The organism is Levilinea saccharolytica (assembly GCF_001306035.1).
Taxonomy (GTDB): domain Bacteria; phylum Chloroflexota; class Anaerolineae; order Anaerolineales; family Anaerolineaceae; genus Levilinea; species Levilinea saccharolytica.
This window is the reverse complement of sequence record NZ_LGCM01000043.1, coordinates 1-17,091: the sequence shown is the minus strand read 5'-3', so window position 1 is coordinate 17,091 and position 17,091 is coordinate 1. Positions and strand designations below refer to the sequence as shown.

Below are 17,091 nucleotides of genomic sequence, written 5' to 3'. Positions count from 1 at the left end.
GGTTCCCGATGACAGACAAAATCCGTTGGGGTATTTTGGGTGCGGCGCGCATCGCCGCCAACCAGTTCAACCCCGCCCTGCGCAAATCCGTCCGCAGTGTGCTGGCCGCCGCCGCCAGCCGGGATGAAGCCAAAGGCCGCGAGTTTGCCCGCACCTGGGGCATTCCCCGCCTGTACACCCGCTACGAAGACCTGCTGGCCGACCCAGACATTGACGTGATCTACAACCCCCTGCCCAACCATCTGCATGCCGAATGGACCGTGCGCGCCCTGCAGGCCGGGAAACACGTCCTGTGTGAAAAGCCCCTCGTGCTCACCCTCGATGAGATGCAGCGGGTGGAAGAGGCCGCCCAAAGCAGCGGCAAAGTCGCCGCAGAAGCCTTCATGTACCGCCACCATCCCCTCACCCATGCCGTGCAGGAGATCGTCGCTTCCGGTGAACTGGGGGAGATTCGCCTGATGCGCGGTGCTTTCTCCTTCTTCCTCAACCGCCCCGATGATTACCGCTGGGACCCGGCCGCGGGCGGCGGCAGCCTGTGGGACGTGGGCTGCTACCCCGTCAGTTATTTCCGCATGCTCACCGGCAGTGCCCCCCTCACCGTCCAGGGCTGGCAGGTCACCGCTCCCAGCGGCGTGGACGCCAGCTTCAGCGCCCTGCTGCGTTACCCCGGCGACATCCTGGCCCAGATCGACAGCAGTTTCGCCACCCAGCCCTACACCACCATCGAGGTGCGCGGCTCCAAAGCCACCCTGTGGGTTCCCAAACCCTTCCTGTTCTCCAGCCGCGCCGATCTGTTCATCACCCAGGACGGCCGCCAAAAACGCCGTTCCTTCTCCCTGCCCCACCTCTACCTGGGCGAAATCCGCGACATGGAAGACTGCATCCTGGAGGGCAAATCCCCGCGCCTTTCCCTGGCTGAAACCCGCCAGAACACCGCCGCTCTGCTGGCCCTGTATGAATCCGCCCGCACCCAGCAGCCGGTTCACTTGCGCCCTTGAAAATGCGCCTGTTTGTGATATACTTCATGCCGGTACGAACGGGAATCATAACCCCCGTACTTTCCGCTTCTGGCGCGCTCACGGCGCTGTCCAGGGGCTATCCCGAGGAAAGGAGGATTCCGAAATGCGTAAATATGAGGTGATGTTTATTTTGCAGGCTGACCTGGACGAAACCAGTCAGAACACTGCCATCGAGAAAGTTTCCGGTTGGATTACCGAACCGGGCGGCAGCGTTGTGAAAGTGGATCGCTGGGGCAAGCGCCGGATGGCTTACGCGATCCGCAAGCAGCGCGAAGGTTACTTTGTGCTCATCGAAGCTGAAATGGCCCCCAGCGCCACCAGCGAGCTCGATCGCAACCTGCGCTTCTTGGAACCTGTGCTGCGACACATGATCACGGTAACAGAGTAATCGCCGGACGTTCCTGCCATGTCAGGTCGCACGGCAAGGAGTTGGGTATGAGTCGAGGATTGAACAAAGTCATGATCATTGGCCACCTGGGGCGCGATCCAGAAATGCGCTACACGCCCTCCGGCCGACCGGTCACCACCTTCACCGTCGCCACCAGCCGCACCTGGAACACCGCGGACGGCGAGCGCCATACCGAGACCGAATGGTTTAATGTGGTCACCTGGGGAAACCTGGCCGAGATCTGCAAACAGTATCTCACCAAAGGTCAGCAAGTCTATATCGAAGGGCGTTTACAGACCCGCCGGTGGGACGACTCCGAGGGTGTCAAACATACCAGCGTCGAGATTGTTGCCAGTGAAATGATGATCTTGGGAGACCGACGCGACTCAAATCACGCCCCTGCCGGCGATAGTTCGGAAACCGAAGATATTGAAGATGAATTCCCCTTCTAGGAGAAGGACACCATGAGTGATGAAAATATGATGGAAGGTGGAGCTCCTTCTGGTCGCCGCTATGTCGCGCGCCCGAAGATCTGCCAGTTCTGCGCGGACGCCAACATCAAAATTGACTACAAGAGTGTTGAACTGCTGCGCCGTTACGTGACGGAAGAGGGCAAAATTCGCCCCCGCCGCCAGACCGGAACCTGCGCTCGCCACCAGCGCGAATTAGCCATGGCTATCAAGCGTGCTCGCCACATTGCTTTACTGCCGTATGCGGCTGAACCCCTGGAAGACGCTCTGCGCTAAATCCAGTATGATCCTCAACAGGGCATGGAGTGCAATTTCTTGACTCTATGCCCTGTATTTAATGCAAAGGTTGCCCGATGTCGAAGTCTACTGCCCCGAAAATCGTAAACCGAAAACATGAGGCCCGCGCTGAGATCGAACGCAGACAGCGCCGCCTGCTGCTCATTGGAGCCATTGTCACCGTTGCTATCGCAATTCTGGTGATTGTTTTTGGCGTTCTCAATGTCAACGTCTTTGAAAAAATGCGCCCGGTCGCTCGCGTGGGCTCCACAAATTTGACCGTCAATCAATTTGTGGAAGAAGCCCGTTTCTACCGCTGGCAGCTCATTGGTCAGTATCAGAATACCTACCAGATCTACCAGATGTTTGGCGAAGATCCCAACTTTGCTGCCTCTTTCCAGCAAAATCTGGTGCAGATCCAGACCCAGTTGGATAGCACCTCCAGCGTGGGTACTGCCGTGCTGCAAAAGATGGTGGAAGATCAGCTCGTGGCTGATAAGGCCAAAGAAATGGGTATTTCCGTCAGCGCAGACGAAGTGGAAGCCTATTTGAAAAACGGTTTTGGCTTCTTCCCCGACGGCACCCCCACCCCCACGGTGGCCCCCACCACGGCGCCCACCTCCACCCTGTCGCCGCTGCAGTTGACCCTCTCGGCCCCCACCGCCACGGCCCAGCCCACCGCCACCGCCACGCTGGATCCGGCCGCGACGGTTGAGCCCACCGCAGAACCCTCCGTGGAAGCCCCCACCCCTACGGTCGATCCCAACGCCACGGCCACCCCCGTTCCCACAGCCGAGCCCACCGCCACCCCCTACACCTTCGAAGGGTATCAAACCGAGGTGGCCAATTACATCAAGACTCTGGGCGAATCTAACGTCTCTGAGACCTTCTTCCGCGAATTTATCCGTAAGCAGATTCTGCGCGAAAAGGTGATGGAAGCCTTCACCGCCGATCAGCCCGCTGCGGAAGAGAAAGTGTGGGCCCACCATTTCCTGGTTCAGGATGAAACCGAAGCCAAGCTCATCAGTGAGCGGCTCAAATCCGGCGTGGAATGGAACGTGATCGCCGCTGAAATCGCCCAGGATACCACCGGTGAAAAACGCATGGAAGACCTGGGGTGGTTTGCCCGCGGCGCGATGGTCAAAGAATTTGAAGACGCCGCTTTCAGTTTGGAAGTCGGCGCCATCAGCGATCCGGTCAAATCCAGCTTTGGGTATCACATCATCCAGGTTCTGGGCCACGAAGACCGCCCCCTGAGCGCCGCTGAATGGATGTCTGCCCGCCAGGAAGCCTTCCAAACCTGGCTTGATGAGCAGCGCGCAAGCGATCTGGTGGAAGAATTCGACCGCTGGATGGATTATGTGCCGGTAGAGCCTACCCTGCCCGCCGAAATCCGCGTCCCGCTCAGCTAGTTCGTCCTCAGCTTAAAAACAGCACGCCTCCGGAGGTTTTTGATCCAGAGGCGTGTTTTTTATACTTCTTCTCGATCCTAGGAGTGCACCATATCTTCGCCCACCTCGTCCAGCTTCAGGCTGATCACCTGGCTGGCCGAGTCTCGCCCCATCGTCACCCCATAGATCACATCCGCGGTCTGCACCGTGTTGCGGTTGTGGGTGATGAGCACAAACTGCGTGTTGGCGCTCAGTTCCTGTAAAAGTTCGCAGAAACGTCCCACGTTGGACTCATCCAGCATGGCGTCCACCTCGTCCATCACGCAAAACGGCGTGGGCGAAACCTTCAGCAGCGAGAAAACCAAAGCCACCGCCGTCAGGCTGCGCTCGCCGCCCGAAAGCAGCGAAAGCCCCTGCTCGCGCCGCCCCGGCAGCCGCGCCTCAATGTCAATGCCCGTCTCGGTGATGTTGTCCTCATCGGTCAGCACCAGCCGCGCGCTGCCCCCACCAAACAGCCGCGTAAACAAAACCTTGAATTCCGCCGCCACCGCATCAAACGTTTTGTGAAATTCGCGGTGCATCAGCTCATCCAGCTCCGCGATCACTTTGCGCAGGTCTTGATCCGCCTTGTGCAAATCCTGCACCTGTGCGGTCAGGAAATCAAAGCGTTCCTTCACCGACTGATACTCAGCGGCCGCATCCGGGTTCACTGCCCCCATGCGCCGCAGCAGCGACCGCTGGCGGTTGATGTTCTCTTCCAGGTCCGTGGGGATCTCCGTCAAGGTCGGCAGCTCCGCCACCATATCGCCCAGGGGCAAAGGCGTGGGGCCGCTTACCTTCTGGTTGTATTCGTACATCACCAGTCCAAAATCGTCCTCAATCCTCCGCTGGAGTGAATCCAACGATTCACGCTGGCGGGTCAGTTCGATCTGCGCCTGGGCAGTATGTCGTTCAGCCACCGATAAAGCCTGCTGCACCGCAACCTGATCCCCTTGCTGGCGGGTGTAATCGGCCTCCAGGCTTTCCAATTCTGCCTCGCCGGGGGTGATTTCCTCCTGCAGCGCATCCATCTGCGCCGTCAGTTCGGCTTCCCGTCCGCGCAGCTGGTTCTTTTCAGCATCCAGGGTTTTCAGGCTCTCCGCCGCGCCCTGACTGCGCTGTTCCAGCGAGCGCCGTTCGCGCCCGTTGGCTTCCAGCGACTGGCGGTATTCTTCCAGGCGTTTTTCCGCGTCCCCCACCGCGCGCGAGGCCACTGCCACGCCGGTGCTCCAATGCGCCACCTGGGCCTGGAATTCTTCCATCGGCAGGCTGTTCAAAGCCCGTACCTTCTCGCGCACACCTTCCTGCAAACTTGTGATCTGGGTGGTCAGTCCTTCCAGGTCGGTCTGAATCTTCCGCAGTTCGGCTTCGCCTTGATTAATTTGGGTTTCCACCCCGCTCACCTGCTTGCGCTGCCATTCTCCCCGCTGGCGGGCCTGCTCCACCTCATTTTTGGCCTGCTGTTGGGCCTGATTGGCCTGGGTCAGGGCCTGCGCATAAGAGCGCACCTGCTTGTCCTGCTCCTGAAGCCGCCCGCGGCGGTCGTTCAGTTCTTTTTCCAGGCGCTCCAACTGCGCCTGCACCCGCGCGCGCTGTTCCTCAGCCGTATCCAGGGCTTCCTGCAGCTCGCGCATCTGCCGTGGGCGTGCAATCATCCCCGCCCGCGCCTCCTGCCCGGCCACCACCACCCCCGAACCCCAAAAGACCTCGCCCCGCAAAGTCACCACCCGCGCCGAAGCCGGCAGCTTTTGGGCAGCGCGGCGCGCCGCGCCGCGGTTTTCGGCCACAATCACCTGCCCCAGCAGCTGTTCCACCAGGGGGGATAAATCTTCCGTGGTGCGCACCAAATCGGCGGCGTTGCCCACAATGCCCTCCCCCGCGGGCAAATCCGGGCGTTCCACGCTCAAATTCAGCCGTTCTGGGAACAGAACCGCCCGTCCCTTGCCGCCTTCCAGCAGATCCAGAACCTGATCGCTCTGGCTCTCGCCGCCCATCAGCACGCCGTCCAAAAAATCACCCAGCACCGCCGCCACAGCCACCTCGTAGGCAGCCGGCACATCCAACACGCCGCTGAACGGGCGAAAACGGCCTTGCAGGCGGCCTTTTTGCGCAGCCTCCAGCAGGAACTTAGCCCCCTGGTTCAGGCCCGAAAACGAGCGTTCGGCCTGTTCCAGCACATCCAGCTGCGTGCGCAGCCGCGTGCGTTCCGCGTCCAAATGAGCGCGTTCATCCAGAATCGTCTTGCGCTGCCCTTCCAGCTTTTCCAAATGCTGGCGCGCCTCCAGCAGCTCATCCTCCGCCAGGTTCAGCACCGTTTCCGCCTGTCCGGCTTTCTTGCGCGCCTCTTCAAAGCGCTGCTCGGCTTTCCGCAGGGCTTCGGTTTCCTGGCTGGCGGCGGCCAATAGACTCTCGCGTGATTTTTGCAGGGTCACCAGCCGGTGGCGCAGTTCATCCTGATGCGCGCGGGTCTGCACCTGGCGCGTTTCCGCCTGGGTCAGCTGCTGGCGCGCCTCGCGTAAAACGCGTTCGCTGCGGTCGCGCTCCTGCCGGCGTTGGTTCAAACTTTCGCGGGCCGCGTCCACCTGGCGCTGGGCTTCCTGCGCCTCCCCTTGCAGCCGCTGCAATTCAGCTTGCTGCGTGTCCAGGCGCGCCTTCCAGCCCTGCTCGGCCTCCTGCAGCCGCGCCAAATCAGCTCCTAACGTGTTCTGCTGTTCCTGCAAAGCCCGCTGACGCTCATCCATCACCGCCAGGTCGCGGCTGATCTTTTCGCGTTGGCGGTGCAGTTCGGCGGATTGGCCGTGCAGCTGGTTCAGCCGTTCGCGCACCCCTTGCAGCTTACCCCGCAGAACGCCCACGCGCTGTTCCACCTCGTTCACGCGCAGACGCGCCTGCCCCAACCGCTCTTCTTGCTGATGAAAGGTCTCGCGTGTGCGCAGCAGTTCCTGCTGGCTGCGGTGCCAATGGTACCCATACCAGTCGCGCAGCAGCACCTTCAAGTCGGCCTTGATCTGTTCATACTCAAGCACCCGCCGCGCCTGTTTTTCCAGGCTGTGCAGCCGCGGCTCCAATTCGCTCAAAATATCCAGAACCCGTTCCAGATTGCGTTTGGTGGTGTCCAGGCGGTTCAGCGCTTCTTCGCGCCGTGTGCGGTACAGACCAATCCCCGCCGCCTCTTCAAAGAAGCGCCGCCGCTCCTCAGGCTTCAGCGACAGGGCCGCATCCACCAGCCCCTGCCCGATGATGGTGTAGGTGCGCTCAGCCAGGCCCGATTTCGCCAAAAGCTCAGAGATTTCCTTCAAACGTACCCGCTGACCGTTCAGCAGGTATTCGTTCTGCCCGTCCCGATAGGCTCGCCGCGAGATGGACACTTCGCTGAAATCAATCGGCAGCCAGCCGTCCTGGTTGTCAAACGTGATCGTGGCCGAAGCCATGCTGGCCCGCGGACGAGATTCGGATCCCGCGAAAATCATATCGTCCGTTTTTCGTCCCCGCAGCAAGGAATAGGACTGTTCGCCCAACACCCAGCGCAGCGAATCGGCCACATTGGATTTCCCCGCGCCGTTCGGCCCGACAATCGTCGTGATCGCGCCGGAGAACTCAAACAGGTTCCGGCTGGCGAACGTTTTATACCCCTGCAACTCCATTGATTTTAAACGCTGCGGCATTCGTTATTTACTTTCTATTGAAAATGCGCGCCCAAAAGCGCGGTTAGTCCGTCAGGCCCAGACGATCCAGGGCATTTTGCGCAGCCATCTTGGCTGCCGCCTGCTTGCTCGACCCGCTGCCGCTGCCGTAAATCTCGCCGTTCACCAGCACGTCCACGTCAAATTTCTTGGAATGATCCGGGCCGGTGGCGCTGCGCGTCTGATAAATAGGTGTGGTATAGCCCTGCGCCTGTGCCCATTCCTGGAACTGCGATTTGGGATCCTCAGCCTTGTGGTTGGCCAGCACATCCTCAGCCGCATCTTCCAACAGCGGTGAGATAAATTGAATCACCGCATCCACGCCCGCATGCAGGTACAAAGCGCCGATCACCGCCTCAAAGGTGTCGCACAGCAGCGCCGGTCTCTCGCGCCCGCCCCCCTGTGATTCGCCCCGCCCCAGGCGCATGGCCTGCCCCAAATTCAGCAGCCCGGCAAAATAAGCCAGCTGCTCCGTGTGCACTAGGGCCGAACGCATGCGCGTCAGGTCGCCTTCGGGCATCTCTGGGTAGCGGTTATACAGCCACGCCCCCACCACGAAATCCAACACGGCATCGCCCAGGAACTCCAGGCGCTCGTTGTCTTCCAGGGCTTCGGGATGTTCATTCAAATAGGAGCGGTGGGTCAGCGCTCGCCCCAGGAGCATCCAATCCGTAAACGGCAGGTTAAGACGCTGCGCGAGCTGTTGGGGGCTTTCCAAAGTCCCCGACGCTTGACTGTTCGATTGCATGAGTCCTCCAGTATGAACTCACGGCTCGCCAACCACCTGTTCGGCAAGCTGTTCAGGTGGCTGGCGGCCCATTAGTTCCAGGGTTACTTAGCGGTTGGAATATATTTTAACCCGTTACCTGTCAAAATCAAGATGACAGGCTCAGGCAAATTCACGCGTACCTGTGACAGCGCCGCCCACACCAGGGCCGAGGTCGGCTCCACATAAATACCCTGGCGATTCAACGCCTGCGCGGCGGGCAAAATTTCAGCTTCGGGAACCGCTGTAAACAGCCCTTTGCCCGGCGGAATTTCATGCAGCAGCGCCGCACCCCGCACCGGCTGGGTCACGCGCACGCCTTCAGCCAGGGTAGTGTTTTCGGCTGCCGCCGCCGGTTGGCGCAAACCCTGCGAAAAGGCCTCGGCCATCGGCGCGCAGGCCGCTGCCTGCACCCCCACGTAAAACGGCGCGCGGGCGATCAGCCCGGCCTGCTCCAGGGCGGCAAACCCGCGCACCAGCCCCAAAAGCAGCCCGCCGTGCCCCGCAGGGGCCACCACCGTCCCCGGCGCACCCCCCAGCGTCTCCCAAAGTTCATAAGCAATCGTGGCGATCCCGCTTAAGCCAAAAGGCAAGTACGCGTGGCTGGCATACACCGCCCCCGCCAGCACCTCTTCCATCACCGCCGCGGCCGCCGCGCTGCGTGGCCCCGCCACCGCCGCCAGCTCGGCCCCATAGGCTTCAATCTGAATGCGCTTGGGCCCCGAGGCGCTGGCCGGAACGAACACCCGCCCCCTCATCCCCGCCCGCGCGGCATACGCCGCGAAGGAAGCCCCCGCGTTGCCCGATGAATCCTCCACCGCGCTCTCTGCCCCCCGCGCCCGCAATTGGCTGATCAGCACTGCCGTACCGCGGTCTTTATACGAGCCGGTTGGGTTCAGCGATTCCAGTTTCAGACCAATGGAACGTCCATCCCTCTGCACCCACACCAGCGGCGTCTGCCCTTCTCCCAGCGTCACCACCGGCGCGCCGCTGAACAGGTCAAAAGCCGCCCGGTAACGCCACATCCCCGGCTGGCGCGGGTCTACCTGCGCCGGGTCAAAAAGCGGCGGGCCGTCAAAATCAAACACGCCCCCGCAGGTCGGGCACACGTGCGGCAGCCCCTGAGCGGGGTAAGCCTGTCGGCAGGAAACGCAGCGAATCGTGGGCATCTTTTCTCACTCTCCTGGCTTTGGGAAATAGTCCCCTTCCACCCAGGCTTCACCCTGGGGGCCGACCTCTTTTTTCCACACCGGCACAATCTCTTTCAGCCGGTCAATCCCGTAGCGCGCCGCCTCAAACACACCCGTGTCGCGGTGCGCCGCGGCGCAGGCGATCAGCACCGTGGGCGTTCCAGGATCCAGCCGCCCGATGCGCTGCACCACCACAATACCTTCCACACTCGGCCAGCGTGCGCGGATTTCCTCGGCCACCTGGGTCATCTTGGCTTCGGCCATGGGCGCATAGGCTTCATATTCCAAGAAGGCCGTATCGTGCCCCTCGCCCCGCGTCGTTTTGCCGCGCACAATTCCGCTGAACACGCAGATTGCCCCGGTGGTTTCCTGGGTGATCAGCGCCGTCAATTCGTCCAAATCCAACGGGTCGTAGGTGATCTTTACAAAGGTCGGAAAGCTCCCCGCCCCGCCGCTCACCGGCGGGAAGAAGGCCAGCTCCGCCCCTTCGTGCAGCACATCCTCGTCCGCGGCAAATTCCTGATCCACCGCTGCCAAAGCCCGCTCCACAATCCCAGCGTCCAGGGTGGGGATCTTCTCGGCCAAAGCCGCCCGCGCCGCCCCCACCGCCGCGCCTTCGGGCAGTTCGAGGGTCAGCTCCGCACGGCCCGCGCGCTGTTTTAACGTGGCAAATAGCAACACTCGTATCTTCATCGCAGCCCTTATTCGTTAATCACGTCGCCGCTGCGGCCGCCGTGTTTTTCCACCAGGCGGATGTTGTGAATCCGCGCGGTTTTCTCCACCGCTTTCACCATGTCATACACGGTCAGCGCCGCCACAGAAACCGCTGTTAAGGCTTCCATCTCCACGCCGGTTTTGCCCACCAGCCGCGCCGAGGCATAAATTTGTACCCCCGGCAGGTGGTCGTCCAGCTCCAAAGACACTTCCACCTGGGTCAAAGCCAGGGGGTGGCACAAGGGGATCAGCTCGCTGGTGCGCTTGGCCGCCATAATGCCCGCCAGCTGCGCCACCGTCAATACATCCCCTTTCTTCATCAAACCCTGCCGGATCAGCGCCAGCGTCTCCGCGCGCAGGATCACCTCACCCCGCGCCGTTGCGCTGCGCTCCGTGTCGGCCTTTGCGCCCACGTCCACCATGTGCGCGCGGCCTTCCTCATCAAGATGGCTCAATTTTTCATCAGTCATAGGGTGATTATATCCGATCGCCCGCAGATGTTCTACCCATCTGCCGCCGCCACATTCCCGCGTCTTAAAATCCATCCCAGGATCCCCACTGGGCTGATATAATCGGGGGCGTGAGTCTACATATTGCCGGACACCAAACCGATGGCTACCGCGTCAGCACGCCTGTGTATGAAGGCCCGCTGGACCTGCTCCTCGATCTGATCGAGCGGGCTGAGTTGGATATCACCAGCCTGGCTTTGGCCCAGGTGACCGACCAATACCTGGCCTACCTCTCGCAGCTTACAGACCGCGACGCCGATCAGGTCTCCGCCTTTCTGGTGATCGCCACCCGCCTGGTGCTGATCAAATCCCAAAAACTCCTGCCGCGCCCTCCCGACCCCGAAAATGCACTGTCCGAAGAGGAAGACCCCGGCGAAGCTCTGGCCCGCCAGCTCATCCTCTACAAACGTTTCAAAGAATTGGCCGTCCATCTGGAGCAGCGCGACGCACAAGGTCTGCGCACCTATCTGCGTTTGGCTGCCCCGCCCATCAAAGTGGATGCCCACTTCGACTTGTCCGGTGTCAGCCTGGCCGACCTTCTCCTGGCCGCCCAGGAATCTCTGCTCAGCCAGCCCTCCCTCACCAACCTCGACCGGGTGGTCAACATGCCCCGCATCACCATCCGCGATAAGATCAAAATTATCCTGGATAAGCTCAACGCCACCGACCGGGCCAAGTTCCACGAGCTGCTCAACACCCGCAGCCGTGTGGAAATTGTGGTCACTTTCCTGGCCATGTTGGAACTGGTCAAGCGCCACATCATCCACGCCCAACAGGAAAGCTTATTCGGCGAAATTCAGCTGCAAGCGGAAGGCCCCCTGCAGGATGCCGAAGTGGCCGAGCTGGACTTCAGCGAATAGCCAAAAAAAGCCCCCAAGCGGCCTCAACGGCTCTCAGGGGCAAACCAAACCATCTTCCAGAAAACCCGCAGGTTATTCTTCTTCGGCTTCGTCCGGGTCTTCCGTCACGCTGTACGGCAGCCGCCCGCCGATCCACACCGCCATCAAACGCACATCATCTTCGCTGGCGGTCGAATCGGGATACATCGTGCGGTAGGTTTCATTGAGTACATCATAGGTGTCCGCCGCGGGCCATTCGGTCAAAAACCCGGGCAGCTTGCTGCGGTCGGCTTCCGGCGGCAAAATTTCCCAGCCGCGCGCCTTCAGCAGCTCGTACACCTGCGCCGCCAGGGGGGCGTTGATCTCGCTCCAGGCCTGAAGAATTTGCGCCACAAACTCAGGGTAGCGCTCAAAACCCTGGGCGCTGCCCTTGATTTTCATCGGTGTGGGCGCCAGGGCGCTGTTGCGAAAGCCCGGCACGCTCACCATGCGCCGCACCAGCGCGTTGATCGTCCCGCGCCGTGCGCCCGAAAGCTGCTCCAGATGGTTAAACACCGCGGTCAGCACAGTCTGCCGGTATTCAGGCAGCATAAACTCGTTGATACTGTGAAAGGGGAGGAACTTAGCTTGTTTTTCGCTCATAGAGCCGATTATAACAAGAAACCTGGGGTTGTGCAGGTCACAACCCCAGGTGCGCATTACCAAATCATGCTGGGCTTACCCGCCCGGGATGATCACCCAGGCCAAAACATATAACAAAATCCCCGGCACCCCACCCGGCAGGAAGGCCAACAAGAAAGCCAGGCGGAACCAGAAAGCACTGATCCCAAAAAACTCACCCAAACCACCGCAGACCCCCGCCAAAACGCGGTTGCGGCGGGACCGGCGCAGCGCGTGACTCACTTCGTTCATCGTGTATGCTCCTTTTACTTGCAGTCAGCCTTCATCGACTCTGTTGTTTCCGATCTGAAGGTCTACAAGATATACGCCTCGGGGCGTAAAAAGTTGCATACAGAGCTAGGCCGCGCTCACCCGCGCGCTCATTTCGTCCAGTTCCGCCACCTCGGCCTCGCTCAGCGTCCAACCCACGGCGCCAGCGTTCTGTTCCAATTGTTCCAGGGTTTTCGCCCCAGGGATGGGCAGTGCCCCCTTGCAGATCACCCAGTTCAACGCCACCTGCGCCGGGGTCTTGCCAGCATGGTCTGCTCCTATGCGGCGCAGCAGGGCAATCAACGGCTGGATAGCCGCCAGCGTTTTCCGGTTGGTACGCCCGCCCCGAAAGCCCGAAGGCAGCCGGTCCGGCCCATATTTGCCGGTCAGCAGCCCCATCGCCAGCGGACTGTAAGCAATCACCTTGACACCGCTCTCCAAACACTGCTTCAGCAGGCCGCTGGTTTCCACTTTGCGGTTCAGCAGATGATATTCCACCTGATTCGAGGCCAGCCTCACCCCCTGGTGAGCCAGGATATCCACCGCCCGCTGGGTCTGCCGCCGGTCGTAATTGGACACGCCCACCGCCTGGGTTAACCCGGCGTGAACTGCCTCCAACATAGCCTCCATCCACGATTCCACCGTCACCGGCGGCAGCGGCATGTGAATCTGATACAGAGCCACCTGCTCCACACCCAGCCGCCGCAAACTGCCGCGCAGCGCGCGCAGCAAACTGGCGCGGCTCAGCCGCCACGGGTAGGGCATAAATTTGGTGGCCACCGCCGCGGGCTGCTCGGCCTCGCGCAGAAACTGCCCCAAATACGTTTCAGATTTGCCCTGCCCATACACTTCTGCCGTGTCAAACAGGTGAATCCCCGCCTTCATGCTGGCCTCGAACACCGCTTTCAGGTCATTTTCCTGATAGCCCTGCCCAAAACCCCACACCATGCGGTCCCCCCACGCCCAGGTGCCCGTTCCAATCTGCACCCCGTCAAATATGGGGTGCTGCCGGCTGCCTTCCGCTTCCATCATCCCTCCGCTGCCTTGGTTTTACCCCCCTTGGGTACGTTCTTTCCGGATCTTCATCACCACGCGCATGAAATTCTTGGCATGGGGCAAAGGCTTGATATGGCTCTTTTCCCCTGCGTAAATCGTAGAAATGGGCACCCATTCCACTCCCCACCCCATGCGGATACAGCGCGCGACCATTTCCACTTCAAATTCAAAACCGTGCTCATCGCTGTCCAACATCGCCTGCATCAGCCTGCGCCCAATCAGGCGGTATCCCGATTGATTGTCCTCCACCCGCTGCCCCATCGCCCAGCTCAGCAGCCAACGCCCAGTCGTGTTGGCCAGGCGCCGGATGGGGGGCATTTTAGAGAAGTCGCGGCAGCCGATGATCAGCTCGGCCTGCGTGCGCCGGAAATTTTCTACAAACAAAGGGATCTCCGCCGGGTCATGCTGGCCGTCCGCGTCCAGGGTAATCACCCCCGCCGCCCCAGCCGCCAGCGCATGGGCAAACCCCGTCCGCAAGGCCGTGCCTTTGCCCTGGTTGGGCTCCTGCCGCAGCACCTCCGCCCCGCTGCGCCGGGCCACCTCCTGGGTGTTGTCGCGCGAACCGTCATCCACCACGCACACGCGCACGTGTTCTTGCGCCCCCTGCACCACCCTGGCGATCCGTTCGCTCTCGTTATAAGCTGGAATCAAAGCCAGCAGTTCCGCTTCAGTCAACGTCCCTCACCTCATGCTTCGAATATTCAAGGTATTGTACCATCAAGCCCCCCACACCATATTCATAACATCGCCTGTCATTTTTCTGCGCCCATGTTGCTATAGCAGCGCTCATGGTATACTTGCTCCCATTCAGGAGCCCTATGAAACCCTTCACCGAAGAATCCCCCGCCTACCATGCCGCCGTTGAGAAGAACTACCGCCACAATTTTGTCATCGGTGTGCTGGACGGCACATTCTTCTGGCTGGGCGCCAGTTTTATCGCCTCAGGCGTCATTCTGCCCCTCTTTGTCAGCCGCCTCACCGATAATCCCCTCCTCATCGGCCTGGTCGCGGTCATCAATTCGGCGGGCTTCCTCCTTCCCCAGCTTTTCACCGTCAACTGGGTACAGCAATTAGCCATCAAGAAAGACCTGCCGATTAAGGTGGGTTTGTTCAGCGAACGTCTGCCCATCTTCCTGCTGCCCATCGCCATGGCCGTGCTGGTTCCGCGCGCGCCCAAGGTGGCTCTGGCTGTCTTTTTGCTGCTCTACGCATGGCACTCTCTGGGCGCCGGTCTCATCGGGGTCGCCTGGCAAGATATGATCGCCAAGGTCATCCCCGTGCGCCGCCGCGGGTTCTACATGGGCCTGACCAATTTCGGCGGCACAGCCACCGGCGTGGTGGGGGCGGCCTTCGCCGCCTGGCTGCTGGGCCGGTACGTGTTCCCCACCGGCTACGTGTATTCCTTCGCTCTGGCGGGCGTTTTCATCTTTATCTCCTGGCTGTTCATCGCCCAAACCCGCGAAGTTCCCCTCATTCATAACGAAGAACCCGTTTCACACCGCAAGTTCTGGGGCAGCCTGCCCGCGCTGCTGCGCCGCGACGGTAATTTCCGCGCCTTCCTCATCACTCAGGTGGTCATGAGCACCGCCGCAATGGGCTGGGGCTACCAGGCGGTCTTCGCCGCCCAACGTTGGAACCTGCCTGACAGCCAGACCGGCGCCTTGACCTCTGCCATCCTCATCGGCCAGTCCCTGGCCAATCTGGCGTTTGGCCCCCTGGCTGACCGCAAAGGGTACAAGATCATCTTGGAAATTGGTGTGCTGGCGCTGGCAGGGTCATTCTTGATCACCCTGTTCGCTCCTGGCCCAGGCTGGCTGTGGCTGGCCTTTGGGCTGCGCGGCGTTAACCAGGCCGTCGTCCTGCTGATCATGATGTTTGTCCTGGAATTCAGCGCAGCGGGCGTGCGCCCCACCTATATCGGTCTCAGCAATACCGTCTCCGGCATCGCCAGTGCGCTGGCCCCCCTCCTCGGCGGGTGGTTGGCGCTCTCCTTTGGCTACCTGCCCGTCTTTTGGATCTCCATTCTGATGGGGTTGGTCGGTTGGGTTTTACTGCGCTTTTGGGTCATCGAGCCTCGCCGCCAAAACGCTTCTGCTCCGGCTGTATCCCCCCAGCCTTCCCACCAGCCGCCCCAGTGACCTTCCTGTTAAAAATGCCAACGGGAAGGGGCTTGCTTTTTTTATGAAAGCAAGTATGCTTAATTTTGTCCACAATCACCCATTAGGGTTAATCACATTCTGACAATTCTTGTGTAAAATCATATCGTAATGCATTGATTCCTAATCCAGGTCTGGAACTGTTGAAAGGAGAATCCATCCCATGCTTGTCGGCGAACGAATGAAAAAACTGGTGATCACCGTCACCAAAGATGTTCCCATCCAGGAAGCCCTGGCTATGATGAAGCGAGATAAATTCCGCCGCCTCCCCGTTGTGGATGAGCGCGGAAAGCTGATCGGCATTGTCACCGAATCGGACCTGCTGAACGCCTCTCCGTCAGATGCTACCAGCCTGAGCGTTTGGGAAATTAACTACCTCCTCAGCAAAATCACCATCGAAAAGGTCATGACCACCCGTGTCATCACCGTCGCCGAAGACACCCCCATCGAAGAAGCCGCTCGTATCATGTCGGATAACAAGATCGGCGGCCTGCCCGTCTGCCGCAACGGCGAGGTGATCGGGATCATCACCGAAACAGACCTGTTTAAAATCTTTTTAGAGCTGCTCGGCGCGCGCACCCCCGGCATTCGCCTGACCGCGCTGGTACAAGAAGCCCCTGGCAAACTTCACGATATGACCAAAGCCATTGACGAACTGGACGGAAACATCATCGCCCTGGGAACCTTCATGGGTGAAACCCCCGGCAACCGCACCGTCACCATCAAAGTGGCCGGGGTCTCCAAAGATGCCCTGGTCAAAGCCATGGAACCGATCATCGAACGCGTGGTAGATGTGCGTGAGATGAGCTAATTTCGACAGCATGTAACGGGCCGGTGGGTGTCCACCGGCCCGTTTTTTTCTCCCCGCGGTCTCCTGCGGGTAAATGTGAAGAGTTTCACAATTCCCCCTGGTTTTTCGCTTGTTTTTTCTTTCAAACCTGCTATCATAGTTGATAGATACCAATGGGGCAAAACATTCTTTTCGCAGCAGCATCCCCCAATTTACCACCTTACCGTTCATCGTGAATAACCATTAGGGTTTGCAAACGTCTTTTAGCCTACCTTAGCAATTGGGTTGTCATCGACTTATGGCTCATCAGGACGTTGACTGGAACCGTACAATGCAATCCGAATGCTCGCCCGCGCGAGCGTCTGGGTCGTTTTGTGCTGCCTCCATCCATGCCCCTATTCGAACGAGTAAGGAGGTATCCCCCCACCCTGAACGGTCCGCAGCTATCGTCCAAACGAAACCTTTCGATTCTTTCCGTGCGTGGTTAAGACATCTAAGGAGGATGCAATGAAAAAAGTTGCTTTTTGGCTCGCTTGCCTTGTAGCCCTGAGCCTGGTGCTCACCGCCTGCACCGGTGGAGGCGGCGGTGATGTGGTCCGCGTGGGTGTCATCGCCGAGTTGACCGGCGATATCCCCGCTGTGGGCGCTTCCTGCAAAAACGCCGCAGAAATGGCCGTCCAGGAAATTAATGACGCTGGCGGTCTTGATATCGGCGGCAAGAAGTACAAAATCGAACTGTATATCGAAGACTAGCCACCTGACAGTTTGAAAAATCAACAGTAAGAACATAGCAAAATCCGAAATGGAAGCGAGTTGAGAAGTTGACGATCAATATAACGCAATCCAATTTGAAAGATACTCAGATCACGACGATC

Annotated in this window: 18 protein-coding genes; 9 read left to right on the top strand and 9 right to left on the bottom strand. The window is 60.0% G+C overall.

Going from position 1 to position 17,091, the window contains the following annotated elements:
- Window positions 1-8: 8 nt before the first annotated feature.
- From ADN01_RS12700 to ADN01_RS12680, 5 genes are all read left to right on the top strand, one after another.
- Window positions 9-998 carry a Gfo/Idh/MocA family protein gene (locus ADN01_RS12700; protein ID WP_062418125.1) on the top strand — a complete coding sequence of 330 codons (990 nt, stop codon included), beginning with the start codon at window positions 9-11 and terminating at the stop codon, window positions 996-998.
- A 124-nt stretch (window positions 999-1,122) separates the two neighbouring features.
- The gene (gene rpsF / locus ADN01_RS12695) at window positions 1,123-1,407 is read left to right on the top strand and encodes a 30S ribosomal protein S6 (protein ID WP_062418124.1); all 285 of its coding nucleotides are present in this window, start codon (window positions 1,123-1,125) and stop codon (window positions 1,405-1,407) included.
- 47 nt (window positions 1,408-1,454) lie between these two features.
- The gene (locus ADN01_RS12690) at window positions 1,455-1,859 is read left to right on the top strand and encodes a single-stranded DNA-binding protein (protein ID WP_062418123.1); all 405 of its coding nucleotides are present in this window, start codon (window positions 1,455-1,457) and stop codon (window positions 1,857-1,859) included.
- 12 nt (window positions 1,860-1,871) lie between these two features.
- Window positions 1,872-2,153 carry a 30S ribosomal protein S18 gene (gene rpsR, locus ADN01_RS12685; RefSeq protein ID WP_062418122.1) on the top strand — a complete coding sequence of 94 codons (282 nt, stop codon included), beginning with the start codon at window positions 1,872-1,874 and terminating at the stop codon, window positions 2,151-2,153.
- Between the two features lie 77 nt (window positions 2,154-2,230).
- Entirely contained in the window at window positions 2,231-3,565 is a 1,335-nt protein-coding gene (locus ADN01_RS12680) for a peptidylprolyl isomerase (RefSeq protein ID WP_075071181.1), read from the top strand.
- A gap of 77 nt (window positions 3,566-3,642) precedes the next feature.
- Here ADN01_RS12680 and smc read toward each other — a convergent pair whose 3' ends face one another.
- From smc to moaC, 5 genes are all read right to left on the bottom strand, one after another.
- Entirely contained in the window at window positions 3,643-7,227 is a 3,585-nt protein-coding gene (gene smc / locus ADN01_RS12675) for a chromosome segregation protein SMC (protein WP_062418120.1), read from the bottom strand.
- A gap of 64 nt (window positions 7,228-7,291) precedes the next feature.
- Window positions 7,292-8,014: a ribonuclease III gene (gene rnc / locus ADN01_RS12670; protein WP_075071179.1), complete on the bottom strand. Its 723-nt coding sequence runs from the start codon at window positions 8,012-8,014 to the stop codon at window positions 7,292-7,294.
- Window positions 8,015-8,097: 83 nt separating this feature from the next.
- Window positions 8,098-9,201: a pyridoxal-phosphate dependent enzyme gene (locus ADN01_RS12665; protein WP_075071178.1), complete on the bottom strand. Its 1,104-nt coding sequence runs from the start codon at window positions 9,199-9,201 to the stop codon at window positions 8,098-8,100.
- A 6-nt stretch (window positions 9,202-9,207) separates the two neighbouring features.
- Window positions 9,208-9,915: a molybdenum cofactor biosynthesis protein gene (locus ADN01_RS12660; RefSeq protein ID WP_075071177.1), complete on the bottom strand. Its 708-nt coding sequence runs from the start codon at window positions 9,913-9,915 to the stop codon at window positions 9,208-9,210.
- 8 nt (window positions 9,916-9,923) lie between these two features.
- On the bottom strand, window positions 9,924-10,406 hold the full coding sequence (moaC, locus tag ADN01_RS12655; protein WP_062418118.1) for a cyclic pyranopterin monophosphate synthase MoaC: 483 nt from the start codon (window positions 10,404-10,406) through the stop codon (window positions 9,924-9,926).
- Window positions 10,407-10,516: 110 nt separating this feature from the next.
- On the opposite strand from moaC, the gene ADN01_RS12650 reads away from it, so the two are divergent.
- Window positions 10,517-11,305: a segregation and condensation protein A gene (locus ADN01_RS12650; RefSeq protein WP_062418117.1), complete on the top strand. Its 789-nt coding sequence runs from the start codon at window positions 10,517-10,519 to the stop codon at window positions 11,303-11,305.
- 72 nt (window positions 11,306-11,377) lie between these two features.
- Here the strand turns inward: ADN01_RS12650 and ADN01_RS12645 are convergent, their stop codons facing one another.
- The 4 genes from ADN01_RS12645 to ADN01_RS12630 form a co-directional block, all read right to left on the bottom strand.
- Window positions 11,378-11,926, bottom strand: a complete 549-nt coding sequence (locus tag ADN01_RS12645) for a hypothetical protein (RefSeq protein ID WP_062418116.1) — start codon at window positions 11,924-11,926, stop codon at window positions 11,378-11,380.
- 75 nt (window positions 11,927-12,001) lie between these two features.
- Window positions 12,002-12,196: a PspC domain-containing protein gene (locus ADN01_RS12640; protein ID WP_062418115.1), complete on the bottom strand. Its 195-nt coding sequence runs from the start codon at window positions 12,194-12,196 to the stop codon at window positions 12,002-12,004.
- 105 nt (window positions 12,197-12,301) lie between these two features.
- Window positions 12,302-13,246 carry an aldo/keto reductase gene (locus tag ADN01_RS12635; protein ID WP_201778680.1) on the bottom strand — a complete coding sequence of 315 codons (945 nt, stop codon included), beginning with the start codon at window positions 13,244-13,246 and terminating at the stop codon, window positions 12,302-12,304.
- A gap of 18 nt (window positions 13,247-13,264) precedes the next feature.
- Window positions 13,265-13,945, bottom strand: a complete 681-nt coding sequence (locus ADN01_RS12630) for a glycosyltransferase family 2 protein (RefSeq protein ID WP_062418113.1) — start codon at window positions 13,943-13,945, stop codon at window positions 13,265-13,267.
- A 143-nt stretch (window positions 13,946-14,088) separates the two neighbouring features.
- On the opposite strand from ADN01_RS12630, the gene ADN01_RS12625 reads away from it, so the two are divergent.
- From ADN01_RS12625 to ADN01_RS12615, 3 genes are all read left to right on the top strand, one after another.
- Window positions 14,089-15,408 carry an MFS transporter gene (locus tag ADN01_RS12625; RefSeq protein WP_062418112.1) on the top strand — a complete coding sequence of 440 codons (1,320 nt, stop codon included), beginning with the start codon at window positions 14,089-14,091 and terminating at the stop codon, window positions 15,406-15,408.
- Window positions 15,409-15,607: 199 nt separating this feature from the next.
- On the top strand, window positions 15,608-16,237 hold the full coding sequence (locus ADN01_RS12620) for a CBS domain-containing protein (protein WP_236691015.1): 630 nt from the start codon (window positions 15,608-15,610) through the stop codon (window positions 16,235-16,237).
- Between the two features lie 486 nt (window positions 16,238-16,723).
- A complete protein-coding gene (locus tag ADN01_RS12615; protein ID WP_062418110.1) occupies window positions 16,724-16,969 on the top strand; it encodes an ABC transporter substrate-binding protein in 246 nt (81 codons plus the stop codon).
- The last annotated feature ends 122 nt before the right edge of the window (window positions 16,970-17,091 follow it).